Source organism: Micromonospora sp. NPDC050784 (assembly GCF_044456765.1).
GTDB lineage: Bacteria > Actinomycetota > Actinomycetes > Mycobacteriales > Micromonosporaceae > Micromonospora > Micromonospora foliorum.
The window spans coordinates 93604-119220 of record NZ_JBITGG010000017.1 but is presented as its reverse complement, the minus strand read 5'-3'; the positions used below and the strand labels follow the sequence as shown (position 1 = coordinate 119220).

At 72.1% G+C, this 25617-nt stretch carries 28 protein-coding genes; 17 read left to right on the top strand and 11 right to left on the bottom strand.

What is annotated here, in order from left to right; all coding sequences use genetic code 11:
• Positions 1-2: 2 nt before the first annotated feature.
• The 3 genes from ACIBD9_RS22920 to ACIBD9_RS22910 are packed head-to-tail and all read right to left on the bottom strand — an operon-like array spanning position 3 to position 2514.
• Positions 3-734, bottom strand: coding sequence for an ABC transporter ATP-binding protein (locus ACIBD9_RS22920; protein ID WP_396720610.1), 732 nt, complete (start codon positions 732-734; stop codon positions 3-5).
• Positions 707-1540: an ABC transporter permease gene (locus tag ACIBD9_RS22915; protein WP_387166027.1), complete on the bottom strand. Its 834-nt coding sequence runs from the start codon at positions 1538-1540 to the stop codon at positions 707-709. The genes ACIBD9_RS22920 and ACIBD9_RS22915 overlap by 28 nt, the downstream gene beginning before the upstream one ends.
• The gene (locus ACIBD9_RS22910) at positions 1537-2514 is read right to left on the bottom strand and encodes an aliphatic sulfonate ABC transporter substrate-binding protein (protein WP_396720608.1); all 978 of its coding nucleotides are present in this window, start codon (positions 2512-2514) and stop codon (positions 1537-1539) included. Before ACIBD9_RS22910 ends, ACIBD9_RS22915 begins: the two co-directional genes overlap by 4 nt.
• A 189-nt stretch (positions 2515-2703) precedes the next feature.
• Here ACIBD9_RS22910 and ACIBD9_RS22905 point away from each other — a divergent pair, with 189 nt between their 5' ends.
• Positions 2704-3879: an LLM class flavin-dependent oxidoreductase gene (locus ACIBD9_RS22905; protein ID WP_396720607.1), complete on the top strand. Its 1176-nt coding sequence runs from the start codon at positions 2704-2706 to the stop codon at positions 3877-3879.
• Positions 3880-3913: 34 nt separating this feature from the next.
• Here ACIBD9_RS22905 and ACIBD9_RS22900 read toward each other — a convergent pair whose 3' ends face one another.
• Positions 3914-4459 (bottom strand): GNAT family N-acetyltransferase, encoded by a 546-nt coding sequence (locus tag ACIBD9_RS22900; RefSeq protein ID WP_396720605.1) that lies wholly within the window; start codon positions 4457-4459, stop codon positions 3914-3916.
• 39 nt (positions 4460-4498) lie between these two features.
• Positions 4499-4909, bottom strand: coding sequence for a hypothetical protein (locus tag ACIBD9_RS22895; protein ID WP_396720603.1), 411 nt, complete (start codon positions 4907-4909; stop codon positions 4499-4501).
• A 311-nt stretch (positions 4910-5220) separates the two neighbouring features.
• On the opposite strand from ACIBD9_RS22895, the gene ACIBD9_RS22890 reads away from it, so the two are divergent.
• Genes ACIBD9_RS22890 through ACIBD9_RS22865 form a run of 6 tightly spaced genes read left to right on the top strand, consistent with a single transcriptional unit; the run spans position 5221 to position 9804 of the window.
• Positions 5221-5523 (top strand): urease subunit gamma, encoded by a 303-nt coding sequence (locus tag ACIBD9_RS22890; RefSeq protein WP_091398934.1) that lies wholly within the window; start codon positions 5221-5223, stop codon positions 5521-5523.
• Positions 5520-5867: an urease subunit beta gene (locus tag ACIBD9_RS22885; RefSeq protein WP_396720601.1), complete on the top strand. Its 348-nt coding sequence runs from the start codon at positions 5520-5522 to the stop codon at positions 5865-5867. Before ACIBD9_RS22890 ends, ACIBD9_RS22885 begins: the two co-directional genes overlap by 4 nt.
• A complete protein-coding gene (locus ACIBD9_RS22880; protein ID WP_396720600.1) occupies positions 5864-7567 on the top strand; it encodes an urease subunit alpha in 1704 nt (567 codons plus the stop codon). The genes ACIBD9_RS22885 and ACIBD9_RS22880 overlap by 4 nt, the downstream gene beginning before the upstream one ends.
• Entirely contained in the window at positions 7567-8313 is a 747-nt protein-coding gene (locus ACIBD9_RS22875) for an urease accessory protein UreF (RefSeq protein WP_396720598.1), read from the top strand. The genes ACIBD9_RS22880 and ACIBD9_RS22875 overlap by 1 nt, the downstream gene beginning before the upstream one ends.
• Positions 8303-9088 carry an urease accessory protein UreG gene (gene ureG, locus ACIBD9_RS22870; protein ID WP_396720596.1) on the top strand — a complete coding sequence of 262 codons (786 nt, stop codon included), beginning with the start codon at positions 8303-8305 and terminating at the stop codon, positions 9086-9088. The genes ACIBD9_RS22875 and ureG overlap by 11 nt, the downstream gene beginning before the upstream one ends.
• Positions 9088-9804 carry an urease accessory protein UreD gene (locus ACIBD9_RS22865; protein WP_396720594.1) on the top strand — a complete coding sequence of 239 codons (717 nt, stop codon included), beginning with the start codon at positions 9088-9090 and terminating at the stop codon, positions 9802-9804. The genes ureG and ACIBD9_RS22865 overlap by 1 nt, the downstream gene beginning before the upstream one ends.
• Positions 9805-10099: 295 nt before the next feature.
• On the opposite strand, the gene ACIBD9_RS22860 is transcribed toward ACIBD9_RS22865, so the two are convergent.
• Positions 10100-10603 (bottom strand): MarR family winged helix-turn-helix transcriptional regulator, encoded by a 504-nt coding sequence (locus tag ACIBD9_RS22860; protein ID WP_396720592.1) that lies wholly within the window; start codon positions 10601-10603, stop codon positions 10100-10102.
• Between the two features lie 96 nt (positions 10604-10699).
• Here ACIBD9_RS22860 and ACIBD9_RS22855 point away from each other — a divergent pair, with 96 nt between their 5' ends.
• The 6 genes from ACIBD9_RS22855 to urtE all read left to right on the top strand — a co-directional run bounded on the left by ACIBD9_RS22855 (position 10700) and on the right by urtE (position 17117).
• Positions 10700-11782: a substrate-binding domain-containing protein gene (locus tag ACIBD9_RS22855; protein ID WP_396720591.1), complete on the top strand. Its 1083-nt coding sequence runs from the start codon at positions 10700-10702 to the stop codon at positions 11780-11782.
• Positions 11783-12203: 421 nt separating this feature from the next.
• Positions 12204-13448: an urea ABC transporter substrate-binding protein gene (gene urtA, locus ACIBD9_RS22850; RefSeq protein WP_387166050.1), complete on the top strand. Its 1245-nt coding sequence runs from the start codon at positions 12204-12206 to the stop codon at positions 13446-13448.
• A 75-nt stretch (positions 13449-13523) separates the two neighbouring features.
• Positions 13524-14411 carry an urea ABC transporter permease subunit UrtB gene (gene urtB / locus ACIBD9_RS22845; RefSeq protein ID WP_238661160.1) on the top strand — a complete coding sequence of 296 codons (888 nt, stop codon included), beginning with the start codon at positions 13524-13526 and terminating at the stop codon, positions 14409-14411.
• Entirely contained in the window at positions 14408-15595 is a 1188-nt protein-coding gene (gene urtC / locus ACIBD9_RS22840; RefSeq protein ID WP_396720588.1) for an urea ABC transporter permease subunit UrtC, read from the top strand. Before urtB ends, urtC begins: the two co-directional genes overlap by 4 nt.
• The gene (gene urtD / locus ACIBD9_RS22835) at positions 15592-16425 is read left to right on the top strand and encodes an urea ABC transporter ATP-binding protein UrtD (RefSeq protein ID WP_396720586.1); all 834 of its coding nucleotides are present in this window, start codon (positions 15592-15594) and stop codon (positions 16423-16425) included. The genes urtC and urtD overlap by 4 nt, the downstream gene beginning before the upstream one ends.
• Positions 16425-17117 carry an urea ABC transporter ATP-binding subunit UrtE gene (gene urtE / locus ACIBD9_RS22830; protein WP_396720584.1) on the top strand — a complete coding sequence of 231 codons (693 nt, stop codon included), beginning with the start codon at positions 16425-16427 and terminating at the stop codon, positions 17115-17117. The genes urtD and urtE overlap by 1 nt, the downstream gene beginning before the upstream one ends.
• A gap of 48 nt (positions 17118-17165) precedes the next feature.
• On the opposite strand, the gene ACIBD9_RS22825 is transcribed toward urtE, so the two are convergent.
• Positions 17166-18041: an alpha/beta fold hydrolase gene (locus ACIBD9_RS22825; protein WP_396720582.1), complete on the bottom strand. Its 876-nt coding sequence runs from the start codon at positions 18039-18041 to the stop codon at positions 17166-17168.
• Positions 18042-18132: 91 nt separating this feature from the next.
• A complete protein-coding gene (locus ACIBD9_RS22820; RefSeq protein ID WP_396720580.1) occupies positions 18133-19167 on the bottom strand; it encodes a LacI family DNA-binding transcriptional regulator in 1035 nt (344 codons plus the stop codon).
• Positions 19168-19300: 133 nt separating this feature from the next.
• On the opposite strand from ACIBD9_RS22820, the gene ACIBD9_RS22815 reads away from it, so the two are divergent.
• The 4 genes from ACIBD9_RS22815 to ACIBD9_RS22800 all read left to right on the top strand — a co-directional run bounded on the left by ACIBD9_RS22815 (position 19301) and on the right by ACIBD9_RS22800 (position 23623).
• The gene (locus ACIBD9_RS22815; RefSeq protein WP_396720578.1) at positions 19301-20248 is read left to right on the top strand and encodes a LamG-like jellyroll fold domain-containing protein; all 948 of its coding nucleotides are present in this window, start codon (positions 19301-19303) and stop codon (positions 20246-20248) included.
• Positions 20249-20285: 37 nt separating this feature from the next.
• Positions 20286-22388 (top strand): PQQ-dependent sugar dehydrogenase, encoded by a 2103-nt coding sequence (locus ACIBD9_RS22810; RefSeq protein WP_396720576.1) that lies wholly within the window; start codon positions 20286-20288, stop codon positions 22386-22388.
• Between the two features lie 100 nt (positions 22389-22488).
• The gene (locus ACIBD9_RS22805) at positions 22489-22959 is read left to right on the top strand and encodes a molybdenum cofactor biosysynthesis protein (protein WP_396720574.1); all 471 of its coding nucleotides are present in this window, start codon (positions 22489-22491) and stop codon (positions 22957-22959) included.
• A 136-nt stretch (positions 22960-23095) separates the two neighbouring features.
• The gene (locus ACIBD9_RS22800) at positions 23096-23623 is read left to right on the top strand and encodes an SUKH-4 family immunity protein (RefSeq protein ID WP_238662472.1); all 528 of its coding nucleotides are present in this window, start codon (positions 23096-23098) and stop codon (positions 23621-23623) included.
• Position 23624: 1 nt separating this feature from the next.
• Here ACIBD9_RS22800 and ACIBD9_RS22795 read toward each other — a convergent pair whose 3' ends face one another.
• The 3 genes from ACIBD9_RS22795 to ACIBD9_RS22785 form a co-directional block, all read right to left on the bottom strand.
• Positions 23625-24002 (bottom strand): nuclear transport factor 2 family protein, encoded by a 378-nt coding sequence (locus tag ACIBD9_RS22795; RefSeq protein ID WP_396720572.1) that lies wholly within the window; start codon positions 24000-24002, stop codon positions 23625-23627.
• A gap of 105 nt (positions 24003-24107) precedes the next feature.
• A complete protein-coding gene (locus ACIBD9_RS22790) occupies positions 24108-24527 on the bottom strand; it encodes an ATP-binding protein (protein ID WP_396720570.1) in 420 nt (139 codons plus the stop codon).
• A gap of 227 nt (positions 24528-24754) precedes the next feature.
• Entirely contained in the window at positions 24755-25591 is an 837-nt protein-coding gene (locus ACIBD9_RS22785) for an oxidoreductase (RefSeq protein ID WP_396720568.1), read from the bottom strand.
• Positions 25592-25617: the final 26 nt, after the last annotated feature.

Genomic DNA, 25617 nt, shown 5'->3' with positions numbered 1-25617 from the left:
CGTCAGGTGGTGGGAACGCCGAGTCGGTCAAGCAGGTGGCGGCGCAGCGCGCCGAAGGCCGGGTCGTCCGGCGTACGGGTGGGGCCGAGGTCGACGGGCAACTCCGCGGCGATGCGGCCGTCGTCGAGGAGCAGGATCCGGTCGGCGAGCAGCAGCGCCTCCTCCACGTCGTGGGTGACCAGCAGGGCCGCGAAGCCGTGCTCGGCGCGCAGCCGGCGCAGCAGGATCTGCATCCGCAGTCGGGTCAGCGCGTCCAGGGCGCCGAACGGCTCGTCGAGCAGCAGCAGGTCCGGTTCGCGGACCAGCGCCCGCGCCACGGCCACCCGCTGCGCCTGCCCACCGGACAACTCGGCCGGCCAGGCGCGATGCCGCTCGGCCAGACCGACCTCGGCCAGTGCCCGCCGGATCCGCTCCGGGCCGTCCGCGCCGGACAGCCCGAGCCCCACGTTCTCCGCCACGCGCTTCCACGGCAGCAACCGGTGCTCCTGGAAGACCACGGCGGCGGTGCCGTGCACGACGCTCGTCCCGCTGGCCTCGCCGTCCAGCCCGGCGAGAATCCGCAGCAGCGTGCTCTTGCCGGAACCGCTGCCGCCCAGCAGGGCCACCACCTCACCGCGGGCGATGGTCAGGTCGACCCCGGCCAGCACGACCGTCGGCCCGAACGCCCGGCGCACCGCGTGGGCGGTCAGCACCGGCTCGGCGGCGGTCAGGTGGCCCGCAGTCCGCGACGCCATGTCAACATCCTCCTCTCCAGGACACGCAACGCAAGGTCGGATATCAGCCCGAGCAGGGCGTAGACGAGCAGGCCGAGCACCACCACGTCGGTCTGGCTGAACTCCCGCGCCTCCATCATCAGAAAGCCGATCCCGGTCTGGGCGTTGACCTGCTCACCGACGACCAGGCTGAGCCAGGCCGCCCCGATCGCCAGCCGCAGGCCGAGGAAGAGGGACGGCAGCGCGCCGGGCAGCACCACGTGCCGCAGCCGGGCCGCCTGACCCAGACCACAGGTACGTGCCGCCTCCACCAGCCGCTCGTCGATGTCCCGGATGCCGGCGTAGGTGTTGAAGTAGATGGGGAAGAACGCGCCCAGAGCCACCAGGCTGATCTTCAGTGACTCGCCGATACCGACCCAGATGATCAGCAACGGGACCAGCCCGAGGTGCGGCAGCATCCGGGCCATCTGCACCGGCGGGTCGACCAGGTCGTCCCCGAGCCGCAGCAGCCCGGCCACGGTGCCCAGGACCAGGGCCAGGAGACCACCGATCAGCAGGCCCGCCCCGGCCCGGGTGAGGGAGTCCAGCAGGTGGATGCCGAGCGTTCCGTCTCGGCTCAACCGGGCGCCGGTGGCCAGGACGTCGCTGGGCGCGGGTAGCTTCTCGGCCGCCAGCAGCCCGGTCCGGGCGGCCAACTCCCAACCCAGGACCAGCACCACCGGGCTCACCACCCGCCGCCAGCGCCGGGCCGGCCGCTGACGACGGGGTACGACCGGGGCCGCCGCCGTGACCTGGTCGGGCGCCTCGACGAGCGTCGTACGACTCACTGGAACACCGCGCTGAACCGGCCGTCGACCCGGGAGCGGAGGTCGACCGGCCCCGGGATGAGTTCCAGGGCGATGAAGCTGTCGGTGATCGCCTGAAGCTCGTCGCCGATGGCCGGGGTGACCGGGGCGAGGGGCTTGGCGCTGCGGGCCAGGGCGCGGCTGGTGACGTCCTGCGGGATCTTCAGCTCCGGCGCGAGGGTGCTGGCTCGCTCCTCGGGGTGGGCGATGCCCCAGTCGGTCACCTCGCGGTAGCGCTGGAGGAACGCCCGGATCTCGTCTGAGCGCTTGTCGACCGCCTGGGGCGCGGCCAGGACGTACTCGCGGTTGCTGGCCAGGCCGGTCGCGTCGGCGAGCACCTGGACCCCCGGTTGCTCGGCCAGGGCGAAGTACGGGTCCCAGATCACCCAGGCGTCGATCTGGCCGCCGTCGAACGCGGGCCGCCCCTCGGCGGGCTTGAGGTACTTGACCTGGATGTCCTTCAGGGTCATGTTGTTCGCCTCGAGCAGCCGGACCAGCAGCCAGTGCACGTTGGACCCCTTGTTGAGGGCCACCGTCTTGCCCCTGAGGTCGGCGAAGCTGCGGTAGCCCCGGTCGGCCTTGACCAGCACCGCCTCACCCTGCGGAATCGGCGCCGAGGTGCCGATGATGGAGAACGGGATCTTCCCGGCGGCGGCGAAGACGGGCGGCGCCTCGCCGACCTGCCCGATGTCGATGGAGCCGGCCTTGAGTGCCTCGGTGAGCGCCGGCCCGCTCTCGAACAGCGACCACTCCACATCCGGTGCGGCGCCGCGCGCCTTGACCAGGCTCAGCCCGCCGAAGCGTTGGTAGCCGATCCGGAGCTTGCCCTTGGTGCCGCCCGCATCGGCGGACCCGCCGCACGCGCTCACCGCGACCGTGGCGAGCAGCGCCACGGTGGTGAGCACAGCCGTCAGGAGGCGGCGATGCGGGGGACGGCTCGTCGACGGGGTGGGCATGGCGGCTCCTCGGATCGGGGGCATGCGGGCAGCGGCGCATCGACAGGTGTCGGCGCCGGCAGTAGCCTACTAACTCGATAGGTTTTATGGGTAGGCTGTCGGCGGGATCGTCCCACCCCTCAGGAGGTGCCCGCTCGCCCCGCGCGCACCCGCACCCCCACCCGCCGCCCCCGCATGGAAAGAGCCGAGATGACCCTCACCTTCCACTGGTTCCTGCCCACCAACGGCGACAGCCGGGACATCGTCGGCGGCGGACACGGCGTACCAACCGGTGCCGCCGGTGGTGCCCGCCCGGCCAGCGTGGCGTACCTCGGGCAGATCGCCCGCAGCGCCGAGCAGCTCGGCTTCGTCGGCGCGCTCACCCCGACCGGCGCCTGGTGCGAGGACGCCTGGCTCAGCACCGCGATGCTCGCCGAGGTGACCGAGCGACTCAAGTTCCTGGTCGCCTTCCGGCCCGGGCTGCTGGCCCCCACTCTCGCTGCCCAGATGGCCTCGACCTTCCAGCGGCTGTCCCGAGGCCGGCTGCTGCTCAACGTGGTCACCGGCGGCGAGTCGCAGGAGCAGCGGGCCTACGGCGACTTCCTGGACAAGGACGCCCGGTACGCGCGGGCCGACGAGTTCCTGCACGTGGTGCGTGCGCTGTGGCGCGGCGAGACCGTCGACCACGACGGCACCCACGTCCGCGTCGAACAGGCGCGGCTGCACCGGCTGCCCGACCCGGTGCCGCCGGTCTACTTCGGTGGATCCTCCGCCGCCGCCCTCCCGGTGGCGGTACGCCACAGCGACGTCTACCTCACCTGGGGTGAGCCGCCAGCCCTGGTCGCCGCCAAACTGGAGCGGGTCCGGGAACTGGCCGCCCGCGCCGGGCGGGAGCCGCGCTTCGGCATCCGGCTGCACGTCATCGTGCGGGACACCGCCGAGCAGGCCTGGGCGCAGGCACAGCGTCTGCTCGACGGGGTCTCCGAGGCCGACATCCGGGCCGTGCAGGAGGGGCTGCGCCGCAGCGAGTCCGAGGGGCAGCGCCGCATGCTCGACCTGCACGGTGGCTCCCGCGACGGCCTGGAGGTCGCCCCCAACCTGTGGGCGGGCGTCGGGCTGGTCCGTGGCGGGGCCGGCACCGCGCTCGTGGGCAGCCACGCCGAGATCGCCGACCGGATCGCCGAGTACCACGCGCTCGGCATCGACGAGTTCATCCTCTCCGGCTATCCGCACCTGGAGGAGGCGTACTGGTTCGGTGAGGGCGTGCTGCCGATCCTGCGCGACCGGGGGCTGTGGCGGCACCCCGACGGCCCGCGGGGCACGGCGGACCACGTCGACGTCCCGTTCGCCGGTTCACCCGCGCCGGAACCCGCCGGGGCCCGCTGACCGGCCGACCCGCGGCAACCGGCGCCACGGCCGCTCACAGGTCCATCGCGTATACCCGGACCAGGCGTCCGGTGCCCGGCTGCACGGTCTCGCGCTCCAGCGACATGCCCAGCTTGACCATCACCCGCGCGGACGCCTCGTTGCCGACGACGTGGATGCTGACCAGCCGCCGCAGGCCGAGCTCGGCACGAGTGTGGGCGACGACGGCCTGGGCCGCCTCGGTGGCCAGGCCCCGACCCCAGTACGCGCGGCCGAGCCGCCAGCCGATCTCCACGGCCGGCATGATCTCGGGCAGGAAGGTCGGCACCGCCAGTCCGGTGAAACCGGCCAGCTCGCCGGTCTCTCTTATCTCCACCGCGTACAGGCCGAACCCGTGCTCGTCCCAGTGCCGCTGATAGGTGGCCAGACGCTCCGCGGTCGCGGCCCGGTCCAGGGTGCGGCCGTCATGGATGTAGCGCATCACCTCGGGCTGCGCGTTGACCGCAGCGAACCCGTCCAGATCATCGCTTCGCCAGCGGCGCAACAGCAGCCGCGGAGTCTTGAGGGACAGGGCAGCAAGGGAGCTTGTCGGGTCAGACACGTCCCCTTCGTAGCATTTCGGTGCGCACGGTGCGATGGGTTATCTCGAGGCGGGTCGGCCGGCCATCCGTCGGCCGATCCGCCGCCCGGCGAGGCTCACCACCGTGCTGCCGGCCGCCATCCCGACCAGCACCAGAATCCCGCCGACCACCCACAGCCCGCTGTCGTCGGTCGACGCGGCCCGCCACGACCACGCCGCCGTGAACGCCACAGTCATCACCGCCGCCACCAGCCACGGGCTGAGCCGCGTCCCGGCGAGCGCGGCCAACAGCACGAGCGTCACCACACAGCCGACCACCTGCCACGGCTCGTACGGGCCGCTGCTCGCGCCGGTCTGCGCGTCGACCGTGTACTCGTCGTCCCAGCCCAGCCAGAGCAGCCACGCCCCGACCGTGGCCGCCGCCAGGAACAGAACACCGAGCAGTGCGCGCGTACCCCTCGTCGCCGTCATCCGGCGATCATGCCCTGCCTGCCGCTCCACGGGAATACGGACCGGCAGCTGACACCATCCTTGATGGACTGTTGCCTCGGTCGGTGGCGATCCTCTACGGTCTGCTCAGCGGTGGGCGGTGCGGTCCGCATCCGACCCGATACCGCCGGTCGCCCGTCGTGCGGGCCGGGATGGTGGAGTCCCGGGTCGCCCCGTCGGCGGTGACCCGGCGGTCGTGTGACTCCCAGCTCGTCCCCGGGTCCTGTTGCCCGGGGTGGTTCCGCGTGGAGCCGACGGCGAGCCGGGACACGCCGACCCACCGGGAGAGCCCCGTGTTCCTCAGCCCGCACGAGCAGGACCGCCTGCTCGTCCACGTCGCGGCCGATGTCGCCCGCGCCCGCCGCGAACGCGGCCTGCGCCTCAACTATCCCGAAGCCGTCGCGGTGATCACCGCGTTCCTTCTCGAAGGGGCCCGCGACGGGCGGTCGGTGGTGGACCTGATGTCGGCCGGCCGGACGGTGCTCGGCCGCGACGACGTTCAGGACGGCATCCCCGAGCTGCTGAGGGAGGTGCAGGTGGAGGCGACGTTCCCGGACGGCACCAAGCTCGTGACGGTGCACCACCCGATCCCGTGATCCCCGGGGAGATCCTGCCGGCGGCCGACCCGGTCGAGATCAACGTGGGTCGTCCGGTGACCACCCTGCTCGTGGTCAACACCGCCGACCGCCCGGTGCAGGTCGGCTCGCACTACCACTTCGCCGAGGTCAACCCGGCTCTGTCGTTCGACCGGGAAGCGGCGTGGGGGCAGCGGCTCGCCGTTCCGGCGGGTACCTCGGTCCGGTTCGAACCCGGCATCAACCGCAGCGTCGACCTCGTTCCGCTGGGCGGGGCACGGATCGTGCCGGGTCTGCGCGGAGAGTGCGCGGGACCGTTGGACCCGTCGCCCCACGCGGTAACGGCCGACGGGTCGCCGCGGTGAGCGCCGTGCGGCGGGACCACTACATCGACCTGTACGGGCCGACGACCGGTGACCGCATCCGGCTGGCCGACACCAACCTGCTGATCGAGGTGGAGACCGACCACTGCGTGGGCGGCGACGAGGCGGTCTTCGGCGGTGGGAAGGTGATCCGTGAGTCGATGGGGCAGGCCCGTACCACCCGCGCCGAGGGGGCACTGGACACCGTCATCACCGGCGCGGTGGTGCTCGACCACTGGGGTGTGGTGAAGGCCGACGTGGGGCTGCGCGACGGGCGCATCGTCGCGCTCGGCCGGGCCGGCAACCCGGACACCATGCCCGGCGTCCACCCCGACCTGGTCATCGGGCCGTCGACCGAGGTGATCGCGGGCAACGGTCGGATCCTCACCGCCGGCGCGGTCGACACCCACGTGCACTTCATCTGCCCGCAGATCGTCACCGAGGCACTGGCCAGTGGCATCACCACGATGGTCGGCGGTGGCACCGGGCCGGCCGAGGGGACCCGCGCGACGACTGTCACCCCGAACGCCTGGCACCTGGCCCGGATGCACGAGGCGCTGGACACCATGCCGGTGAACGTGCTGCTGCTCGGCAAGGGCAACACCGTCTCCGACGAGGCGCTGTGGGAACAGCTGCGGGCCGGTGCGGGCGGGTTCAAGCTGCACGAGGACTGGGGAACCACGCCGGCGGCGATCGACGCCTGCCTGCGGGTGGCCGACGCGTCCGGGGTCCAGGTGTCGATCCACACCGACACGCTCAACGAGGCCGGGTTCGTCGCCGACACCCTGCGGGCCATCGGTGGGCGCGCGATCCACTCGTACCACACCGAGGGAGCCGGTGGCGGGCACGCACCGGACATCATCACCGTGGCCAGCGAACCGAACGTGTTGCCGTCGTCGACCAACCCGACCCGGCCGTACACCGCCAACACGCTGGCCGAGCACCTGGACATGCTGATGGTCTGCCACCATCTCAACCCGTCCGTGCCGGAGGACCTGGCCTTCGCCGAGAGCCGGATCCGACCGTCCACCATGGCCGCCGAGGACCTGCTGCACGACCTCGGCGCGATCTCGATCATCGGTTCCGACGCGCAGGCGATGGGCCGGGTCGGCGAGGTGATCATGCGGACCTGGCAGAGCGCCCACGTGATGAAGGACCGGGTCGGCGCGCTGCCGGGCGACGGGGCCGCCGACAACCACCGGGCCCGACGGTACGTGGCGAAGTACACCATCTGCGCCGCGATGGCCAACGGGCTGGAACGGGAGATCGGCTCGGTCGAGCCGGGCAAGCTCGCCGACCTGGTGCTCTGGGACCCCGCGTTCTTCGGCGTCCGGCCACACCTGGTCCTCAAGGGCGGCATGATCGCGTACGCCCAGATGGGCGACGCCAACGCCTCGATCCCGACACCGCAGCCGATGCTGCCCAGGCCGATGTTCGGGGCGTACGGCGCGGCGGCGGCGGCCACCAGCCTGGCCTTCGTGGCCCCGGCGGCCCTGGACGCCGGTCTCCGCCTGGACGTGCGACGCCGGGTGGTACCGGTGAGCGACGTGCGGTCGCGGGGCAAGGCCGACCTGCCGGAGAACAACGCGATGCCGCGCATCGAGGTGGACCCGGACACCTTCACGGTGCGGATCGACGGGCAGGTGGTGGAGCCGGACCCGGTGACCCGGCTGCCGATGGCCCAGCGGTACTTCCTGTTCTGATGGCGACGCCGAGCCTGCTGTTGCTGTTGGCCGACGGGCGCTTCCCGGCCGGGGCGCACGCGCACTCCGGTGGTCTGGAGGCGGCCGTCGCCGCCGGCCGGGTCACCGACCTGGCCTCGTTGGAGGCGTTCCTGGCCGGACGGTTGGCCACCGCCGGTCTGGTCGGCGCGGCGTTCGCGGCGGCCGCACACCGGGCGGCGGTGCCCGAGACCGTCGGCTCGGCCCATCCGGCCCGGTCCGCGGCACGGTCGGACGTGCCAGCTCGGTCCGCCGCACGGTCGGGGGTGCTGGCTCGGCTCGACGCGGAGCTGGACGCACGCACCGCAGCTCCGGCCCTGCGGGTGGTCTCGCGCCGACAGGGCCGGGCGCTGCTGCGGGCCGGCCGGACCATCTGGCCGGACGCCCCGTTCGCCGACCTGCCCGCGACGCCCGGTGGCGCACACCAACCGCTGGTGCTCGGGCTGCTCTGCGCCGCGGCGGGGCTGTCCCGAGTCGAGACCGCCACGATCTCCGCGTACGGGACGGTGACCGGGGCGGCCAGCGCCGGCGTACGTCTGCTCGGCCTCGACCCGTACCAGGTCCAGGCTTTGCTGGTCGGCCTGGCCGACGCCTGCGACGGCACCGCCGCCGACGCGGCGCGGGCCGCCGACGACCCACCGGAGCGGCTGCCGGCCGCCGCCGCTCCACTCGCCGACATACATGCCGAAATCCATGCCACCTGGGAGGTGCGTCTCTTTGCGTCCTGACACCGTTGTGCCGAGCGCTGTGCCCGCCATCGAACCGACCACGCCGCCGCCGGCCGCCCCACCCCACGACGAGACCGTTCCGCACACCCATCCGGAGCCGGGGGTGGACCCCCATCCGCCGTTGGCGCGCGCCGGCCGTGCCCTGCGGGTCGGCATCGGCGGCCCGGTCGGCTCCGGGAAGACGGCCCTGGTGGCCGCGCTCTGCCGTGCCTTCGCCGACGAGTTGCGGCTCGGCGTGGTGACCAACGACATCTACACGACCGAGGACGCCGACTTCCTCCGGCGGGCCGGGGTGCTGGACCCGGCCCGGATCCGCGCGGTGGAGACCGGTTGCTGCCCGCACACCGCGATCCGCGACGACATCGGCGCCAACCTGGACGCCGTCGACGAACTGGCCGAGGCGGTCGGCCCGTTGGACCTGGTCCTCGTGGAGAGCGGTGGGGACAACCTGACCGCGACCTTCAGTCGGGGGCTGGTCGACCGGCAGATTTTCGTGGTCGACGTGGCGGGTGGGGACAAGGTGCCCCGCAAGGGCGGGCCGGGCGTCACCGCCGCCGACCTTCTCGTGATCAACAAGACCGACCTGGCGCCGATGGTGGGTGCCGACCTCGCCGTCATGGATCGTGACGCGCGGGCGCGGCGCGGCGACCTGCCGACCCTCTTCCTGTCCATCGTGGGAGACCCCACGGCAACATCGGTGGCGGACTGGATCCGGCACGAGTTGGCCCACCACGCCGCCCTGCACCCGCTCGCCGCGCCGGTCGGCCCGGCCTGATGCGAGCGTTCGCCCGGCTGGTCGCCCGGGCCGACGGTCGGGGCGGCACGGCCCTGGTCGAGCTGCACGGCGAAACGCCGCTGCTGTTGCGCCAGACCCCGGCCGACGGTGGTGTCGCCACGGTGCACCTCGTCGGCGGGGCGGCCGGACCGCTCGCCGGGGACGACCTGCGCCTGGAGATCGAGGTCGGGCCGGGCGCGGCGGTCCGGGTGCACAGCGTCGCCGCGTCGATCGCCCTGCCGGGTCGCGCGGGTGCCGTCTCACGGATGGCGGTGCGGGCGGTGGTGCACGCCGGTGCCACGCTGCACTGGCTTCCGGAACAGTTGGTCGCGGCGGCCGGCTGCGCGCACCTCGCCGAGTCCCGGATCGAGCTGGCCGCCGGCGCGAGCCTGCGGTGGCGCGACGAGCTGATCTGTGGCCGGTACGGCGAGGCACCCGGCGGTGCCGTCGTGCACACCCAGGCCGACTACGCGGGTCGACCACTGCTGCGCCAGTCCCTCGCGGTGGGACCGCACGCGCCGGGCTGGGCCGGCCCGGCGGTGCTCGGCGGTGCCCCGGCCACCGGGTCGCTGCTGGTGGTCGACCCGTCGCAACCCGCCGAGCCTCCGACGGCCGAGGGCAGCGTCGCCCGGCTGCCGTTGGCCGGCGGCCCGGCGACCCTGTGGACCGCCATCGCCCCCGACGCGCACACCCTGCGCGCCCACCTAACGGTCTAAGGAGCCGCTACCAGGCCTCGTGCCGGTCCTGCTGGTCTTGCTGGTCCCGGCGGTCTTGCTGGTCCCGGCGGTCTTGGCGCGATGCCGTCTTGGCCCTGCGCGACGCCGCCATGGCCCACTCGCGGCGGCCAGGTGGGGATTGGCCTCGGCCGCCGAGACCGGGCCGCACTCAAGGCCGTGCCGAACGCCCCGCAAGCCCGAACCTCTCGCAAGCCCGAACGTTCGCATGCCGACCGCCCGGAAGCCCGGAGCCGGAGCCGGGAGCCGGAGCCCGGAGCGGGGAGCGGGGAAGGGGTCAGCGGTGTGGGCCAGCCGCGTCGGCGTGCACTCGTTGCCGGGCCGGGTCGAGGCGGCCGATCAGGTCGTCGAGCTGGTGTACGAGGTTGGCGGCCGGGGGCATGCCCGGCTCGCTGGTCTCCGCGACGCCCATCTCCGTGATGCCCAGTTCGGCGATGCTGGCTCGGACCCGTTCGTCCAGGCGGGCGTGCTCGCGGCGGCCCCGAGCGGTCAGGTACGCCCGGATGCGTCGGCGGTCGACCGGATCGATCCGGCGGAAGACGAGATTGCGGTCGACGAGCTGGTCGACCAGCTTGGTGAGGGTGCCCGGCGGCAGCGACGCCTCGGCGGACACCTCGCTCATCGGGTGACCCTGGCCGTCGGCCAGCAGGCAGAGCACCCGCCACGCCTCGATGCTCAGCGCGTCGTCGGCCAGAACGGCGCCGAGCCGGCGGGAGAGCAGCCGTTCGGCGCGGGTGAGCGAGCGCAGCAGGTCGGCTGGCGCCCCGGGCACGTCTGACATGAAACTCCCTGGTCCGGTGGCCCTGTCATGGTAGCGAGTCGTCCCGGTCAGTGGTGAGCGCTGGTCTTCCGTCGTGGGTCGGACAATCATGTGCTCATGTCCGCGCCGGCACCGCCGTGGCTGACCGTCGACCGCGCCGTGGTCAGCATCGCGCTGGTCTACCCGATGCGCGGGCCGGCCGGCATGTTCGGCCCCACGTGCGAGCTCTGCGCTCAACTCGCGGTGGAGGAGATCAATCGGTGCGGTGGCGTGCTGGGCCGAGAGGTGCGGCTGGTGCCGGTCGACGGTGGCGCACCGCCGGCCGAGGTGGCCGCCGAGGTCGAGGCGTTGGTGTCGGTGGGGGCCGTGCAGGGGGTGACGGGGTGGCACATCTCCTCGGTGCGCCAGGCGTTGGCGCCCCGCGTCGCGCACCGGGTGCCGTACGTCTACACCGCACTCTACGAGGGCGGCGAACGCACCGAAGGGGTCTTCCTGACCAGCGAGACGCCGGATGCCCAACTGTGGCCCGCGATGCGGCTGCTCGCCCGGGAGCAGGGCGTGCGTCGCTGGTTCGTGGTGGGCAACGACTACGTGTGGCCGCGCCGGACGTCGCGGGCGGCCCAGCGGTACGCGCTGCGCGGCGGCGGGCAGGTGGTCGGCCGGCACTTCCTGCCGTTGGACGCACACGACTTCACCGAGGTGTTGCGCCGCATCGAGCACAGTGACGCCGACGCGGTGTTGATGCTGCTGGTCGGTGCCGACGCGGTGCGGTTCAACCGCGCGTTCGCCCGATCCGGCCTGGATCAGCGCTGCCTGCGGCTGAGCACCCTGATGGACGAGAACATGCTGCTGGCCAGCGGTGCCGGCGCGACCCGCAGGCTGTACAGCACGGCGGGCTTCTTCGCCGGGCTGGTGACCCAGGAAAATCTCGACTTCCACGGCGAGTTCGCGCGGCGGTTCGGGGTGGAGGCGCCGCCGCTGGGCAGCCTGGGGGAGTCCTGCTACGAGGGCGTCATGTTGCTCGCCGCGCTGATCGGCCAGGCCCGCACCCTCGACGTACGGGCCATCGAGACGGCCGCCGACACGGTCGCCTACCACGGGCCCCGTGGACGGTTGCGGCTGCGACAGCGGCACGTGCGTCAGCGCATCTACCTGGCCGAGGCCGACGGGCTCGACTTCACCGTGCTCGCCCAGCTCTGAACCGGGCACCGGCACCCGGCCGAGCGGACCCTTGACAGCGCCACCCGATCCCGTCCTAAGATGCTTCCTGCGTGAAGTATCTGGCCACGGGGTCAGCTCTCACCAATGCGTGCCCACCGTCGGCGGATTCGTCTGTCGACCATTGTGGTGGCACTTATTCTTGCGTCTTTCCGAACGGCCGACACCGTTTCCTCCCGACGGCGTCGGCCGTTTTTCGTGCGCGCCGCGACGGCCCTGAGGAAACAGTCAATTAAGGACCGGGAAACACCCGCGCAATCATGTCGGTCGACGCTTTCCCTGCCCATATCCGAACCGGTGCCCTGCGCGGCGTCCACCCGCCGACCCCGGCATCGCTCACGTCAGCTCCATCGGACCGCACCGACCGTCCTTTCGCCACTTGAGTGCACCGCAGGGAGAGTAGATGTCATTATTCCGGGGCCGCCGCATCCTGGCGGGTGCCATGACCCTCGTCGCCGCGGCCGCGTTGACCGCGTGCGGCAGCAAGACCTCCGACGAGGGCGGCGCGGCCGGCGTCACCGCTGACGTCTCCGGCGACACCGTCAAGGTGGGCCTGCTCAACTCGCTCTCCGGGACCATGGCGATCAGCGAGGTCACCGTCCGAGACTCCATCATGCTCGCGGTCGAAGAGATCAACGCGGCCGGCGGTGTCCTCGGCAAGAAGATCCAGCCGGTCGGTGAGGACGGCGCCTCGGACTGGCCCACCTTCGCCGAGAAGGCCGAGAAGCTCATCTCCGAGGACCGGGTGGCCGCCGTCTTCGGTTGTTGGACGTCGGCCAGCCGCAAGGCGGTCAAGCCGGTGTTCGAGAAGAACAAGGCGTTGCTGTTCTACCCGGTGCAGTACGAGGGTCTGGAGCAGTCTCCCTACATCTTCTACACCGGAGCGACGACCAACCAGCAGATCGTTCCCGGGCTCGACTACCTCAAGGCGCAGGGCGCGAAGTCGGTCTATCTCGTCGGTAGCGACTACGTCTTTCCCCGTACCGCCAACAAAATCATCAAGGCGTACGCGACCGCGAACGGGATGACCGTGCTGGGTGAGGATTACGCACCCCTCGGCTCCACTGAGTTCGGCACCATCGTCAACAAGGTCAAGTCGTCCGGCGCGGACGCGGTGTTCAACACCCTCAACGGTGACAGCAACGTGGCCTTCTTCAAGGAGTACAAGTCGGCGGGCCTGACCGCCGCCGCGATGCCTGTGGTGTCGGTGTCGATCGCCGAGGAGGAGGTCAAGGGCATCGGCACCCAGTACCTGGAGGGCCAACTGACGGCCTGGAACTACTACCAGACCACCCCGGGCGCGGCGAACTCGAAGTTCGTGGCCGCGTACAAGGCGAAGTACGGCGCGGACAAGCCGACCAGCGATCCGATGGAGGCAGCCTACGTCGGCGTGCACCTGTGGAAGGCGATGGTCGAGAAGGCCGGCGCCTTCGACGTGGAGAAGGTCCGCGCCGCCTCGGACGGGATCACCTTCGACGCGCCGGAGGGTCTGGTCACCGTCGACGGCAAGACGCAGCACATCGCCAAGACCGCCCGGATCGGCAAGATCGGCGCGGACGGTCTGATCACCGAGGTGTGGAACTCCGGCAAGCCGGTCGCGCCGGACCCGTACCTCAAGACCTACCCGTGGGCGAGCGGCCTGAGCTGACGACGCCGGCCCGGGCGGAACGCGTTGCCGCGCGCTCCGCCCGGGCCACCCGACCAGCAGTTCGGAGTACCCACCGTGACAGTCCTCTTCGGTCAACTCTTCACCGGCATCAGCATCGGCGCGGTGCTGCTGCTGATCGCGCTCGGCCTCGCGCTGACCTTCGGCCAGATGAACGTGATCAACATGGCGCACGGTGAGTTCATCATGGCCGGCGCGTACACCACCTACGTTCTGCAACAGAGCATCACCGGCGCCGGCCTGTCGCTGGTGGTCGCGCTGCCGGTGGCGTTCGTCGTCGCCGGCACCATGGGAGTCCTGCTGGAGGTGCTGCTCATCCGCCGGCTCTACGCCCGGCCACTGGACACCCTGCTGGTCACCTGGGGTGTGTCACTGATGTTGCAACAACTGGCCCGGGACGTCTTCGGCAGCCCGAACGTGCAGACCCGCGCGCCCGAGCTGCTCACCGGCAACGTGGCGCTGCCCGGTGGGCTGACCATCGCCAACAACCGGCTGTTCATCCTGGCCCTGGCGCTGGCCGCCGTCGCGGCGCTCACCCTGGCACTGCGACTCACCCCGCTCGGGCGTCGCATCCGCGCGGTGGTGCAGAACCGCGACCTCGCCGCCGTGTCCGGCATCGCCACCTCGCGGGTCGACCGGACGACCTTCTTCCTCGGTTCCGGGCTGGCCGGGCTCGCCGGGGTGGCCCTCACCCTGCTCGGCCCGATCGGCCCCACCATGGGCACCAACCTGATCATCGACGCCTTCCTGGTCGTCGTGGTCGGCGGGATCGGCCAGCTCAAGGGCAGCGTGATCGTCGCCTTCGCCCTCGGCGTGCTCCAGGCCACCGGGGAGTACCTCACCACCCTCAGCGTCGCCAAGGTGATCGTGTTCGTGGCGATCGTCGCGTTCCTTCAGTGGCGGCCACAGGGCCTGTTCACCCTGCGGACCAGGAGCCTCGCATGACCGCCGTCACCCCCGCGCCACCCAGCACCGCCGTCCGCCCGGCGCCCGCCGGCGCCGCACCACCGGGCCGGCCGGCCGGCCGCTCGCGGCTGCGGACCCTGGCCGGCTTCGCCTTCGGCGCGGCGGTGCTGTTCGCCGTCGCCCCGCTGGTGTTGTCGGACTTCCGGCTGGCGCTGCTCGCCAAGTACCTCTGCGTCGCCATGGTCGCGGTCGGCATCGGGATCGCCTGGGGCCGGGGCGGGATGCTCACCCTGGGCCAGGGCGTCTTCTTCGGCCTCGGCGGCTACGCGATGGCCATGCACCTCAAGCTCGCCGACGCGGGCCCGGGTGGGATGCCCGACTTCATGCAGCTGTACGGGCAACTCGACGAGCTGCCGCTGTGGTGGCGGCCGTTCGCCAGTCCGTGGTTCGCGTTGCCCGCCACGGTGCTGCTGCCGATGGTGGTCGCCTTCGGGCTCGGCTCGCTGGTCTTCCGTCGCCGGGTCCGCGGCGCGTACTTCGCCATCCTCAGTCAGGCGCTCGCCGCCGCGATGGTGATCCTGCTGATCGGCCAGCAGGGCACCACGGGCGGCACCAACGGGCTCACCGACATCAAGGGCTTCTTCGGCTACGACCTGGACGACCCGGTCAACCAGCGGATGGTGTACTTCATCATCGCCGGGACACTGCTGGCGTTGCTCGCGCTGACCCGTCAGCTCATTCAAAGCCGCTACGGCGAGTTGCTGGTGGCGGTCCGCGACGGTGAGGAGCGGGTCCGCTTCCTGGGCTACGACCCGGCGTCGGTCAAACTGGTGGCGTACGTGGTCGCGGCGGGCATGGCCGGGCTGGCCGGTGCGCTGTTCGTGCCGGCGGTGGGCATCATCTCGCCCGCGCTGATCGGCATCGTCCCGTCGATCGAGTTCGTCATCGGCGTCGCGGTGGGCGGCCGGGCCACCCTGCTCGGGCCGGTGCTCGGCGCGGTGGCGGTGGCCTGGGCGCGTACCGCCCTCTCCGAGCGTTTCCCGGGCACCTGGACGTACCTGCAGGGGCTGCTCTTCGTGGTCGTGGTGGCGTTCCTTCCCGGCGGCCTGGCGTCGCTCTGGGCGCTGGCCCGCCGCCGTGACGTCGGCGCGCGGCCGGTGCGGCGCGGGTGGTTGTCGGTGGGCCGACGACGGGCCGAACGGACGGAGGTGCCGGCGGCATGAGGGAACGCACCGAGCGCAGCGAGGGCCGTGAGCGCATGCCCAGCCAGCACAGCACGAGCGGCGAGCGGTTGGACGGGTTGTCCGTCCGTGACGTGCGGGTCAGCTTCGACGGGTTCACGGCCGTCGACGGCGTCTCCCTGGAGGTGCCCGCCGGCGACATCCGGTTCCTGATCGGGCCGAACGGCGCCGGCAAGACCACCCTGGTCGACGCGATCACCGGTCTGGTCCGGGCCACCGGCTCGGTCCGGTTCGGCGACGAGGAACTGCTCGGCCGACCGGTGCACCGGATCAGCCGGCTCGGCATCGGGCGGACCTTCCAGACCTCGACGGTCTTCGAGGAGCTGTCGGTGTTGCAGAACCTCGACATCGCGGCGGGCGCCCGGCGCAGCTGGGCGACCCTGGCCCGCCGCCGCCGGGGTGTCCCCGACGAGATCGCCGCCGCGCTGGAGACCATCGGGCTGGCCGAGCGGGCCGCGCACCTCGCCGGGACGCTCGCGCACGGCCAGAAGCAGTGGCTGGAGATCGGCATGCTGCTGGTGCAGGACGCGCGGCTGCTGCTGCTGGACGAGCCGGTCGCCGGGATGAGCCATGAGGAACGCGACGCCACCGGCACGCTGTTGGAGACGGTCAGCCGGGATCGCACGGTCGTCGTGATCGAGCACGACATGGACTTCCTGCGTCGGTTCGCGCGCAGCGTCACCGTGCTGCACGCCGGCCGGGTGCTCAGCGAGGGCACGGTGGCGCAGGTCCAGGCGGACCCGCGTGTGCAGGAGGTCTACCTTGGCCACCCGGTCGACGCCGGGTCGGCCCGCACTGGCCTGGAGGCATGATGCTGACGCTGCGCGGGATGCACGCCGGGTACGGGCGCTCTCGGGTGCTGCACGGGGTCGATCTGGCGGTCCCGCCCGACGGGGTGGCCGCCGTGCTCGGGCACAACGGGGCCGGCAAGAGCACCCTTCTGCGGGTCGCGGCCGGGCTCCTGCGTCCGAGTGCCGGCACGGTCGAGCTGGACGGTGAGGACGTCACCCGCGCCGGGCCGCACGAGCGGGTGGCGCGGGGAATGGCGTACGTCCCGCAGGGTCAGCAGTGTTTCCCGCACCTCACCGCCGCGGAGAACCTGCGACTGGTCGCCGACGGCCGGCGCGACGGGGCGGTGGCCACGGCGGAGGTGCTGGATCTGTTTCCGGCGCTGCGCCCGCTGCTGCGGCGTCGGGCCGGGCTGCTCTCCGGCGGTCAGCGCCAGCAGTTGGCCATCGCCCGGGCCCTGATCACCCGGCCGCGGCTGCTGATGCTCGACGAGCCGACCGAGGGCATCCAGCCGTCGGTGGTCGCGGAGATCCAGGAGCGGATCGTCGAGCTGACCCGGCAGTCCGGGTTTAGTGTGCTGCTCGTCGAGCAGCACCTGGGCTTCGCACTGCGGGTGGCGGACCGCTACCACGTGCTGGAGTCCGGCCGGGTCACCTCGCACGGCGACGGGGGTGTCACGGCGGAACGGGAGGTCCGGGCGGCCCTGGCGGTCTGATCGGCCGTGGGGATTTGAGCGGCGTGGCGGTCTGGGCCGCGCGGCCGTTCAGGGCTGGACGCGGTCGAGGAAGTCACGGACCAGCCGGACGACCTCGTCGAGGTGCGTCTCGAGCAGCCAGTGCCCGCCGTCGAGCAGGTGCAGCTCGGCGTCGGGCAGGTCCCGCAGGTACGCGCGGGCCGCGCCCTCCGGCATGTAGCCGTCGTGCGGCCCCCACACGATCAGGGTGGGCGGCCGGTGGGTACGCAGGTACTCCTGCTGGCGGGGGAACCAGGCGACGGTGCTGCCCTGGTCGGCGAGGAGGCGCAGCCAGGCGTCCCGCCGCCGGGGGTCCGTGACCAGCGCACCCGAGAGCCGCCACAGGTCGGGGCTGACCCGGTCGGTCAGCCGGTCCGGCAGCTCGCCCAGGAACTCACGGCGGAAGCCCTCCTCGCCGATCGCGGCCGCCAACTGGTCCCGACCCTCGTCGGTCGGGTCACGCCAGAACCGCTTCAGCGGCTCGTACTTGGGCCCGTGCTGGTCGGGGTAGATGTCACCGTTCTGGATGACGAGGCCCGCGACCCGCTGCGGCGCGGCCATCGCCAGTCGCAGCCCGAACTGGCTGCCGTAGTCCTGGAGGTAGACCATGTAACGGGTGAGCCCCAGTGTGTCGACGAAACGGTGGAGCAGGTCGGCGTGGGCGTCGAAGGTGTACGGGAACCGGCTGGGGTCGGGCAGGTCGCTGTAGCCGAAGCCGGGGTAGTCGGGGGCGATGGCGCGCCAGCGATCGGCCAGCGCGGGCAGTAGGTGGCGGAACTGGAACGACGACGACGGGTACCCGTGTGGCAGCAGCACGACCGGCGCGTCGGCGGGACCGGCCTCACGGTAGAAGATCGTGATGCCGTCGACCTCGACCGTCCGGTGCCGTACAGCGATGTCGGCCATGACCTCTCCTGACGCGTCAGGCACGGTGTGGGTGGGCACCCTCGACCGTGCCAGAAGTCGAGCCGTCGTGCCGTGGCATCGCCGTTGCCGGTCAGGTCGTCGGCGCGGGCCCGGTCGAGTCGCGGACGACCAGCAGGTGCCCGGTGGGACGGCGGCGGGGTCGGGTCGTGCGTGGCTTGAGCGCGAGGGTGAGCGCCGCGCGGCCCATCTCGGTCATCGGCAGGCGGATGGTGGTGAGGCTGGGTGCGAGGTCGGCGGCCACGGAGACGTCGTCGAAACCGACCACGGACATCCGCGCGGGCACCGGCACGCGGCGGGACCGCAGCGTGGACAGCACGCCCATGGCCATCACGTCGTTGAGCGCGATGATCGCCGTCGTCTCGGGATGGTCGTTGAGGATCTGCTCGGCGGCGGCGCGCCCACCGCCGCGGGTGAAGTCACTGTGCACGACGACGAGGTCGGCGGGGGACCGCCCGCGCTGCCGCAGGGCCGACGACACCCCGGCCAGCCGGTCGGCGACCGTGGTGAGGCCGGCGCTGCCCGCGGCGACCGCGATCCGCCGGTGACCGAGATCCATCAGGTGCTGGGCGAGGGCGTGGCCGCCGGCCTCGTTGTCCGGCAGGACGGCGTCGACGCCGAGCGCGTGTCGTCCGATGGCGGCGGCCCGTCCGCCGTGGTCCTGGAACGCGGCCAGCTCCGCGCGGGCCGCGTTCTCCATCCGTGGGTCGTCGTAACCGGAACCGCTGATCAGGACGATGCCGACCCGCTGGGCGATCAGGTGGCGCAGCTGTTGCAGCTCGTAGCCGGGGTCGCGGCCGGACTGGCAGATCTGCACCAGCAGCCCCTGCTCGGCGGCGAGTTGGATGACCCCGGCGGCGATCTCGGAGAAGTACGGGTCGTCGACCTGATGGACGATCAACCCCACCGTGGAGGTGGCCCCGCTGGCCAGGGTGCGGGCGTACGGGTTCGCCACATAGCCCAGCTCACGGGCGACCTGCCGGATCCGGTCGGCGACCTCGACGCTGACCCCCTCGCGGCCGGCGAGCGCGCGGGAGGCGGTCGCCAGCGAGACGGCAGCGTGTTGGGCGACGTCCACGAGGCGCGGCCGCTGGCTGGCCCTGGGCATCCGAAACCCTCCGGAAACATTCATGTCACCCGATCTGTTGCGAGCGACATCGATCGAAGCCTAGGGTACGTAAGCGCTTACGTAAGCGCTTACGTGACCGGCATCCGGCATGCCGCGAAACGAGGTGACAGCCATGTCCAGGGCCCGACGAGCGGCCGTCTCCCTGCTGGCGATCGGCGCACTGACCGGCGCCAGCGCGCCAGCGGCGCAGGCGGATCGCAGCATCTCGCACGACGTCCACCCGGCGCTGCGCGCGCACCTGGTCGCCGCGTACGACTTCGACCACCCGGTGCCCGGCGACCCCGCCCTGGAACGCGACCAGGGGCGTTCCGGCACCGAGATCGAGCTGATCAACGGCGGTGCCGCCATGCGGGTGCCGGACCGCGCCTACCGGGGCAGCCGGAACGCGGTGCAGACCCGGCAGGTCGCCCCCGCCGTCGCCGGCAACGATGACTGGAAGGCCGGCACCTGGTCGGCCAGCGGGGTGCGGACGCTACGCGCGTTCAGCGCCACCGCGGGCACCACCGTGATGGGCTGGTTCAAGCTGAACATGGACAGCCCGTTGCCCAACTCCACCACCGCCGACCCGGACGACAGGTACAACGCCATCGGGCTGGCCGGAGTGCTCACCGGCGACTCCGACGGCCACGGCGTCCGCGCCCTGCTCGAGCTGATCGACGTCGACGGGGAGTTGCGTCTCGTCGCGCTCGGCCGGCGGCTCGACGGCGGCAACTCGCAGACCTTCGCCGCCGCCCGGGACTGGCGCGAGCTGCTGCCGGTGGGGGAGTGGGTGCACCTGGCCGCCACCTTCGACTTCGGCACCGGCGCGCTCGCCCTCTACCGCAACGGCGAACCGGTGGACGGCTTCTACACCCGCACCGACGACCCGTGGCTGGTGTCCGGGCCCGGCCCGCACGTGACCACCGCGTCCGACCCCCGGGGCATCAAGATCGGCGGCAGCTTCCCGCAGGACACCCTCGAACGCAACCCGTGCGACTGCCGGATGGACGGCCTGATGTTCCTCGACAGTGTGGTCTCCGCGAACGACGTGCGGAGGCAGTACCGCCACCTTGCCCGCTGACCACCCTCGGCACCGTCCCACCGAGAAGGAGACACGCGTGCGCACCCTGCACCGCCGCGCCGGCACAGTCGGCCGGCCCACAGTGAGGGCCGGCCTCACCGCCCTCGTGCTGATCCTGTCCACACTGGTCGCCACCCCCGCGCGGGCCGCCGACGCGGTCGACGACCCGATCCCCGAGATGCCGGTCCAGTCGCGACTCGGACTGGTCCTCAGCGAGTACGCCAGCTTCCCGCAGTCGTACCCGACGCCGGCACCGACCGATGCGCGGCTCATGCGTACCGCGCGGATCAACACCATCATGGAGGTGCCCGACGGCTCCGGCCGGCGGGCGGTGCCCGACCTCAACGGCAACCTCTACCTGGTCGAGGGCGGCGTGCCGCACGTCTACCTGGACGTGGCGGCGACGTTCGCGCCGCGGTTCTTCTCCGGTCGTGGGCTCGGCCAGGGGTTCGGGTACGTCGCGTTCCACCCGGAGTTCGGGGTGAACGGCCGGTTCTACACCATCCACACCGAGTTGGCGTCGACGACGACGGTCACACCGGACTACGCCCAGCCCAACACGCTCTTCCACGGTGTCATCACCGAGTGGACGGCGACCGATCCGGCCGCCGCCACCTTCGCCGGTTCCCACCGCGAGGTGCTGCGCATCGGCTTCGGCGGCCAGGTGCACGGCATCCAGGAGATCAACTTCAACCCCACCGCCAAGCGTCACGACCGCGACTACGGCCTGCTGTACCTCGCCGTGGGCGACGGTGGCCAGGGCGCGCGCAACACCGACCCGCAGAACCTGGCCCTGCCCCACGGCAAGCTGCTGCGGATCGACCCCCGCGGCACCAACGCCCCGAACGGGCGCTACGGCATCCCACCCGCGAACCCGTTCGTCGGCCGGGCCGGCGCGCTCGGCGAGCTCTACGCCGTGGGGTTCCGGGACCCGCACCGGTTCAGCTGGGACCGGGCGACCGGCCGGATGTACCTCGGGCACATCGGTGAGCACGCCGTCGAGGCGATCTACGAGGTCCGCGCCGGGGACAACTTCGGCTGGAGCGAGCGCGAGGGCTCGTTCGTCTTCGACAAGACGGCCACGAACCCCTGCGACCGGCTGCTCCCGCTGCCGGCCGACGATGACAGGTACGGCTACACCTACCCGGTCGCCGCGTACGACCACGATCCCGCCGCCGGCTGGAACTGCACCGACGACGTCGGTGTCGCGGTGGCCGGCGGCTTCGTCTACCGGGGGCGGGCGGTGCCCGCACTGCGTGGCAAGTACGTCTTCGGCGACCTGGTCGACGGCCGGGTGCTCTACACCGAGGCCAACGAGATGCGCCGGGGCCGAGAGCTGGCCACGATCCACCAGCTCGCGCTCTTCGACGCGGCGGGCACCCCGATCCGGATGCGCGACCTGTCGTCACCGGGCGCGCCCGGTGACCCCAACCGGGTGGACCTGCGCTTCGGCACCGACGCCGCCGGCGAGCTCTACATCCTCGCGAAGGCCAACGGAAAGGTCTGGAAGGTGACCGGCACCAGGGAGTTCGCCAGCGGCGACGTCGGGGACGTCACAGTGCGCCGCACCGCCGGGGCCGCGAACTGGGCGCCGGTGACGCCGGCGAAGTGGCAGTTCACCCACGACCAGGTCATCCTGGCCGAGGCCGGGGAGAGCCGGCCGGGTCCGCGCCGGCCCTTCGAGTACGCCGTGCTGACCAACGGCCCGGCGTGGTCGTCGGTGCGGGTCGACGCCCAGGTACGACTCGACACACCGGTGGAGGTCACCAACCGGGACGTGATCATCGTCTTCGGCTGGCGCTCGGACACCGAGTTCTACTACGCCCACCTCTCCACCGACAACACGATCTATCCGCACAACGGCATCTTCAAGGTGAACAACGCCGACCGGGAGCGCATCGACCACCAGTGGAACGGCCGGTCCCGGGGCGCCAACCCGGCCATCACCGATGCCAGGTGGCACCGGGTCCGGGTGGTGCACCTGCCGGCCACCGGCGAGATCGCCGTCTACGTCGACGGGCACCGGGACCCGCTGCTGACCGCCAAGGACACCACGTTCGGCTCGGGACGGGTCGGCTTCGGCTCGTTCGACAACGTGGGCCGACTACGCAACCTGACCGTCACCGGCACCCCGGCCTGAACCGGGTCGCGGTGGGGACGGCGGCGCGAGCGCCGCCGTCCCCACCGATTCATCCGTCGACCTGCCCCGGAGGGGTCTGTCCGGTTCGTAGACTCCTGCCATGCCGGAGATCGTCGAGTTGCTGGCCTCGCCCGTGCACCGCTTCCTGGGCCGGCCCGCCGACGGCCCGGCCCCGGCCCCGCCCGGTGAGCTGGTCGACACCGTCCGGATCCGAGCCGGTCTCGGCATCGTCGGCGACCGGTACTTCGGCCAACAGGCACACCGCGACGCCAGCGTCACCGTCATCGCCCAGGAATCGCTGCCGGCCGGCAGCGGCCTGGCCGAGGTACGGCGCAACATCCTCACCACGGGGATCGCCGTGGACGAGCTGATCGGCACGGTGCTGGTGCTGGACTCCGGCGACGGCCCGGTCAGCCTGCGGGTCAACCGGGCGGCCCGGCCGTGCGCCTGGATGGACGTCACCGTCGGCCCGGGAGCGTGGAAGGCGCTGCGCACCACCGGCGGCATCCGCTGCACGCCCCTCAACGACGGCACCCTGCGCGTCGGCCCGATCGAGGCCGTCGTGAACTGAGGAGAGGGCGTGGATTCGGCGAGGTGACGCCCCGGCGGGCCGGTGCGTGGTAGAACCAAACCGCGCATCGGCTCGCAGGTCTCCGGGCAGTCGGGCGCATTGTCGGACGGGCCCTCATCCGAACAGAGGTGGTGCAGTGAACCTCGAGCTGCGGCAGCTGATCGAGGAGCTGCGGGCTGAGCTGGCCGATCTTCCGGCGAGCCTGGCGTACGCCGAGTTCGGCGAGGGTGCGGCCCTCGACGCCGTGCCGGCGGGGCTCCCGGCCGATTTGCGGGATCTCCTGCTGGTGGCCGACGGGCTGCGGGCGGGTCGTGTCGAGCTGGCGTCCTCGTCGACCCTCGCGGGAATCCAGTACCACCTGGACTACGCGCCGGACTTCTCGTCCATCCCGCAGGACCGGGCGGGCTGGCTGGTGGTCGGCACCCGCAGCGACGAGCCGATCTTCATGGATCGTGGCACGGGGGCGATCTGGTACTTCCCACCGAACGGCACCGAGTGGTTCATGTCCGACGCGTTCGAGGAGCTCGCCCCCGACGTGGAATCCTTCGTGGACTACTACCTGCTCGGGCCGGGCTACGCCGACCTGACCCCGGCCGACGACCAGTGGTTCGCGTTCCTCGACGAGCAGGGACTGCTCGACGAGGACGACGAGGACGAGCGGTGAGTCAGACTGGGCTGATGTGTGCGGCCAGGATCCGCCAGCCGTTCCGGTCGTCGTGGACCCACGTCCGGGTGTAGCGCAGCCGCGCCGCGAACGGCGCCCCCTCGAAGACGCCGGACACCCGGCCCAGGAAGAACGTCACCCCCGTCTTGCCGACGACGAGCAGGTCCAGCTCCTCCTCCACCAACTCCTCGACGACCGAGCGGCGGTCCCGGTGGGCGGCCAGGTCATCCTGCTTGGTGTGCATACGCCCGTCCGGGCCGATGGCGATCAGCTGGTCGACCAGCAGCTGATCGAGGGCGGCGACGTCACCGGCCCGTTGGGCGGCCTGCAGGGTTCGCTCGGCGTCGAGCAGCTCAGCCTCGCGTGCGCTGTCCGGCATCGTGGCGTCCTTCCGTTCGCGTCCGACCCGGTGTCACCGTCGGCCCGGGCTGTCCGCATTGTGGCAGCCAACGTGGCCTGGGCGGGCGGGGATCGCCGCTGACGTTCACAGAGCCAGGCGAATCCGTACGACGGTCTCCCCGGGGCTGGTGAGCACGGCGACCTCGTCACAGATCTGCTCCACGATCGCCAGCCCGCGACCCCGTACCGACTCGGCGGCCGGCATGCTCCGGCCGAACGCCCGTGTCGGCCCGTGGTCGACCACGTCGCAGAACAGCTGGCCCGGCTCGGCCCAGAGCCGGACCCAGCCGCCGCCGGTGGTGTGCTGCAACGTGTTGCTGGCCAACTCGCTGACCGCCAGCGTCAACAGCTCCACCCGCTCGGCCGACAGGCCGCGGGCCAGCGCCCCGGCGCTGACGAACGCGCGCAGCGCTCGTATGTCGGTCGCGACCTGATAGGCCATGGTGTCCGCGGCGTGGGTGGGGACACTCTGCTCGGCCACGGTCTCCCGTCGCTCGCCCGGCATCAACCCGCCCGCTGCGGCTGCCCGGCCACCGGCACCGCGACCAACGCGGGTGTCGTGGGCGTGCGAGCCTCGAAGTGCGCCATCGGGCAGCGGGAACCCTTCTCGTAGCGACAGCTGTTGTCGCCACATCATGTCACCCACTGACCTCTTGACTGTCTCGTCCGTTCGGCGGTTGATCACCTGCGGGCCGACCCGACCAGCCTCGCCGGTCCGGCAGGGGAGTCAGGTCAGGGAGCCGCGTCGAAGGCGATCGACTCGCTCAACTCCCGCCACCTGGCGTCGGACGCGGCGAGGGCCTCGGCGGCCGCTGCGGCAGCCGCCACGGCGTCGGCGCCGAGCAGCAACCGGAGCGGCGGGTCGTCGACCCGGGTGATCCGGATGATCGCCTGTGCGGCGCGGGCCGGATCGCCCGGCTGGGCGCCGCTGCCCTGGCGCAGCCGCTGCACGGCCGGGTCGATGACCGGCCGGTACGGTTCGCTGATCGGCAGGGCGCTCATCGACGAGCCGGCCCAGTCGGTGCGCAGCCCACCCGGCTCGACCGAGGTGATCCGGATCCCGAACGCCTCGACCTCCCTGGCGAGGACCGCGGAGAAGCCGCTGACCGCCCACTTGGCGGCCTGGTACGCACCCAGGCCCGTGCTCGCGACCCGGCTGCCGACACTGGAGATCTGCACGATATGCCCGCGCCCCTGCTCGCGCATCACCGGCAGGGCGGCCCGGGACAGATTGACCACGCCGAAGAAGTTGGCCTCGATCTGCGCCCGGAAGTCGTCCTCCGACATGTCCTCGATCGCGGCGACGTCGGCGTACCCGGCGTTGTTGACCAGGATGTCCAGCCGTCCGAACGTGTCCACCGCGGTGCGTACGGCGGCACGGGCGGCGGCGGGGTCGTTGACGTCGAGGGCCACCGCGCGGACCTGGTCACCGTGCCGGTCGACCAGGTCGTCGAGCTGGGCCGGGTTGCGGGCGGTGGCCACCAACTGGTCGCCGTCGGCCAGGACGGCCTCGGCGAGGGCGCGGCCGAGACCACGCGAACAGCCGGTGATGAGCCAGACTCGCGGCACGGCGTTCCCTTCGTGTCGGTGGGCCA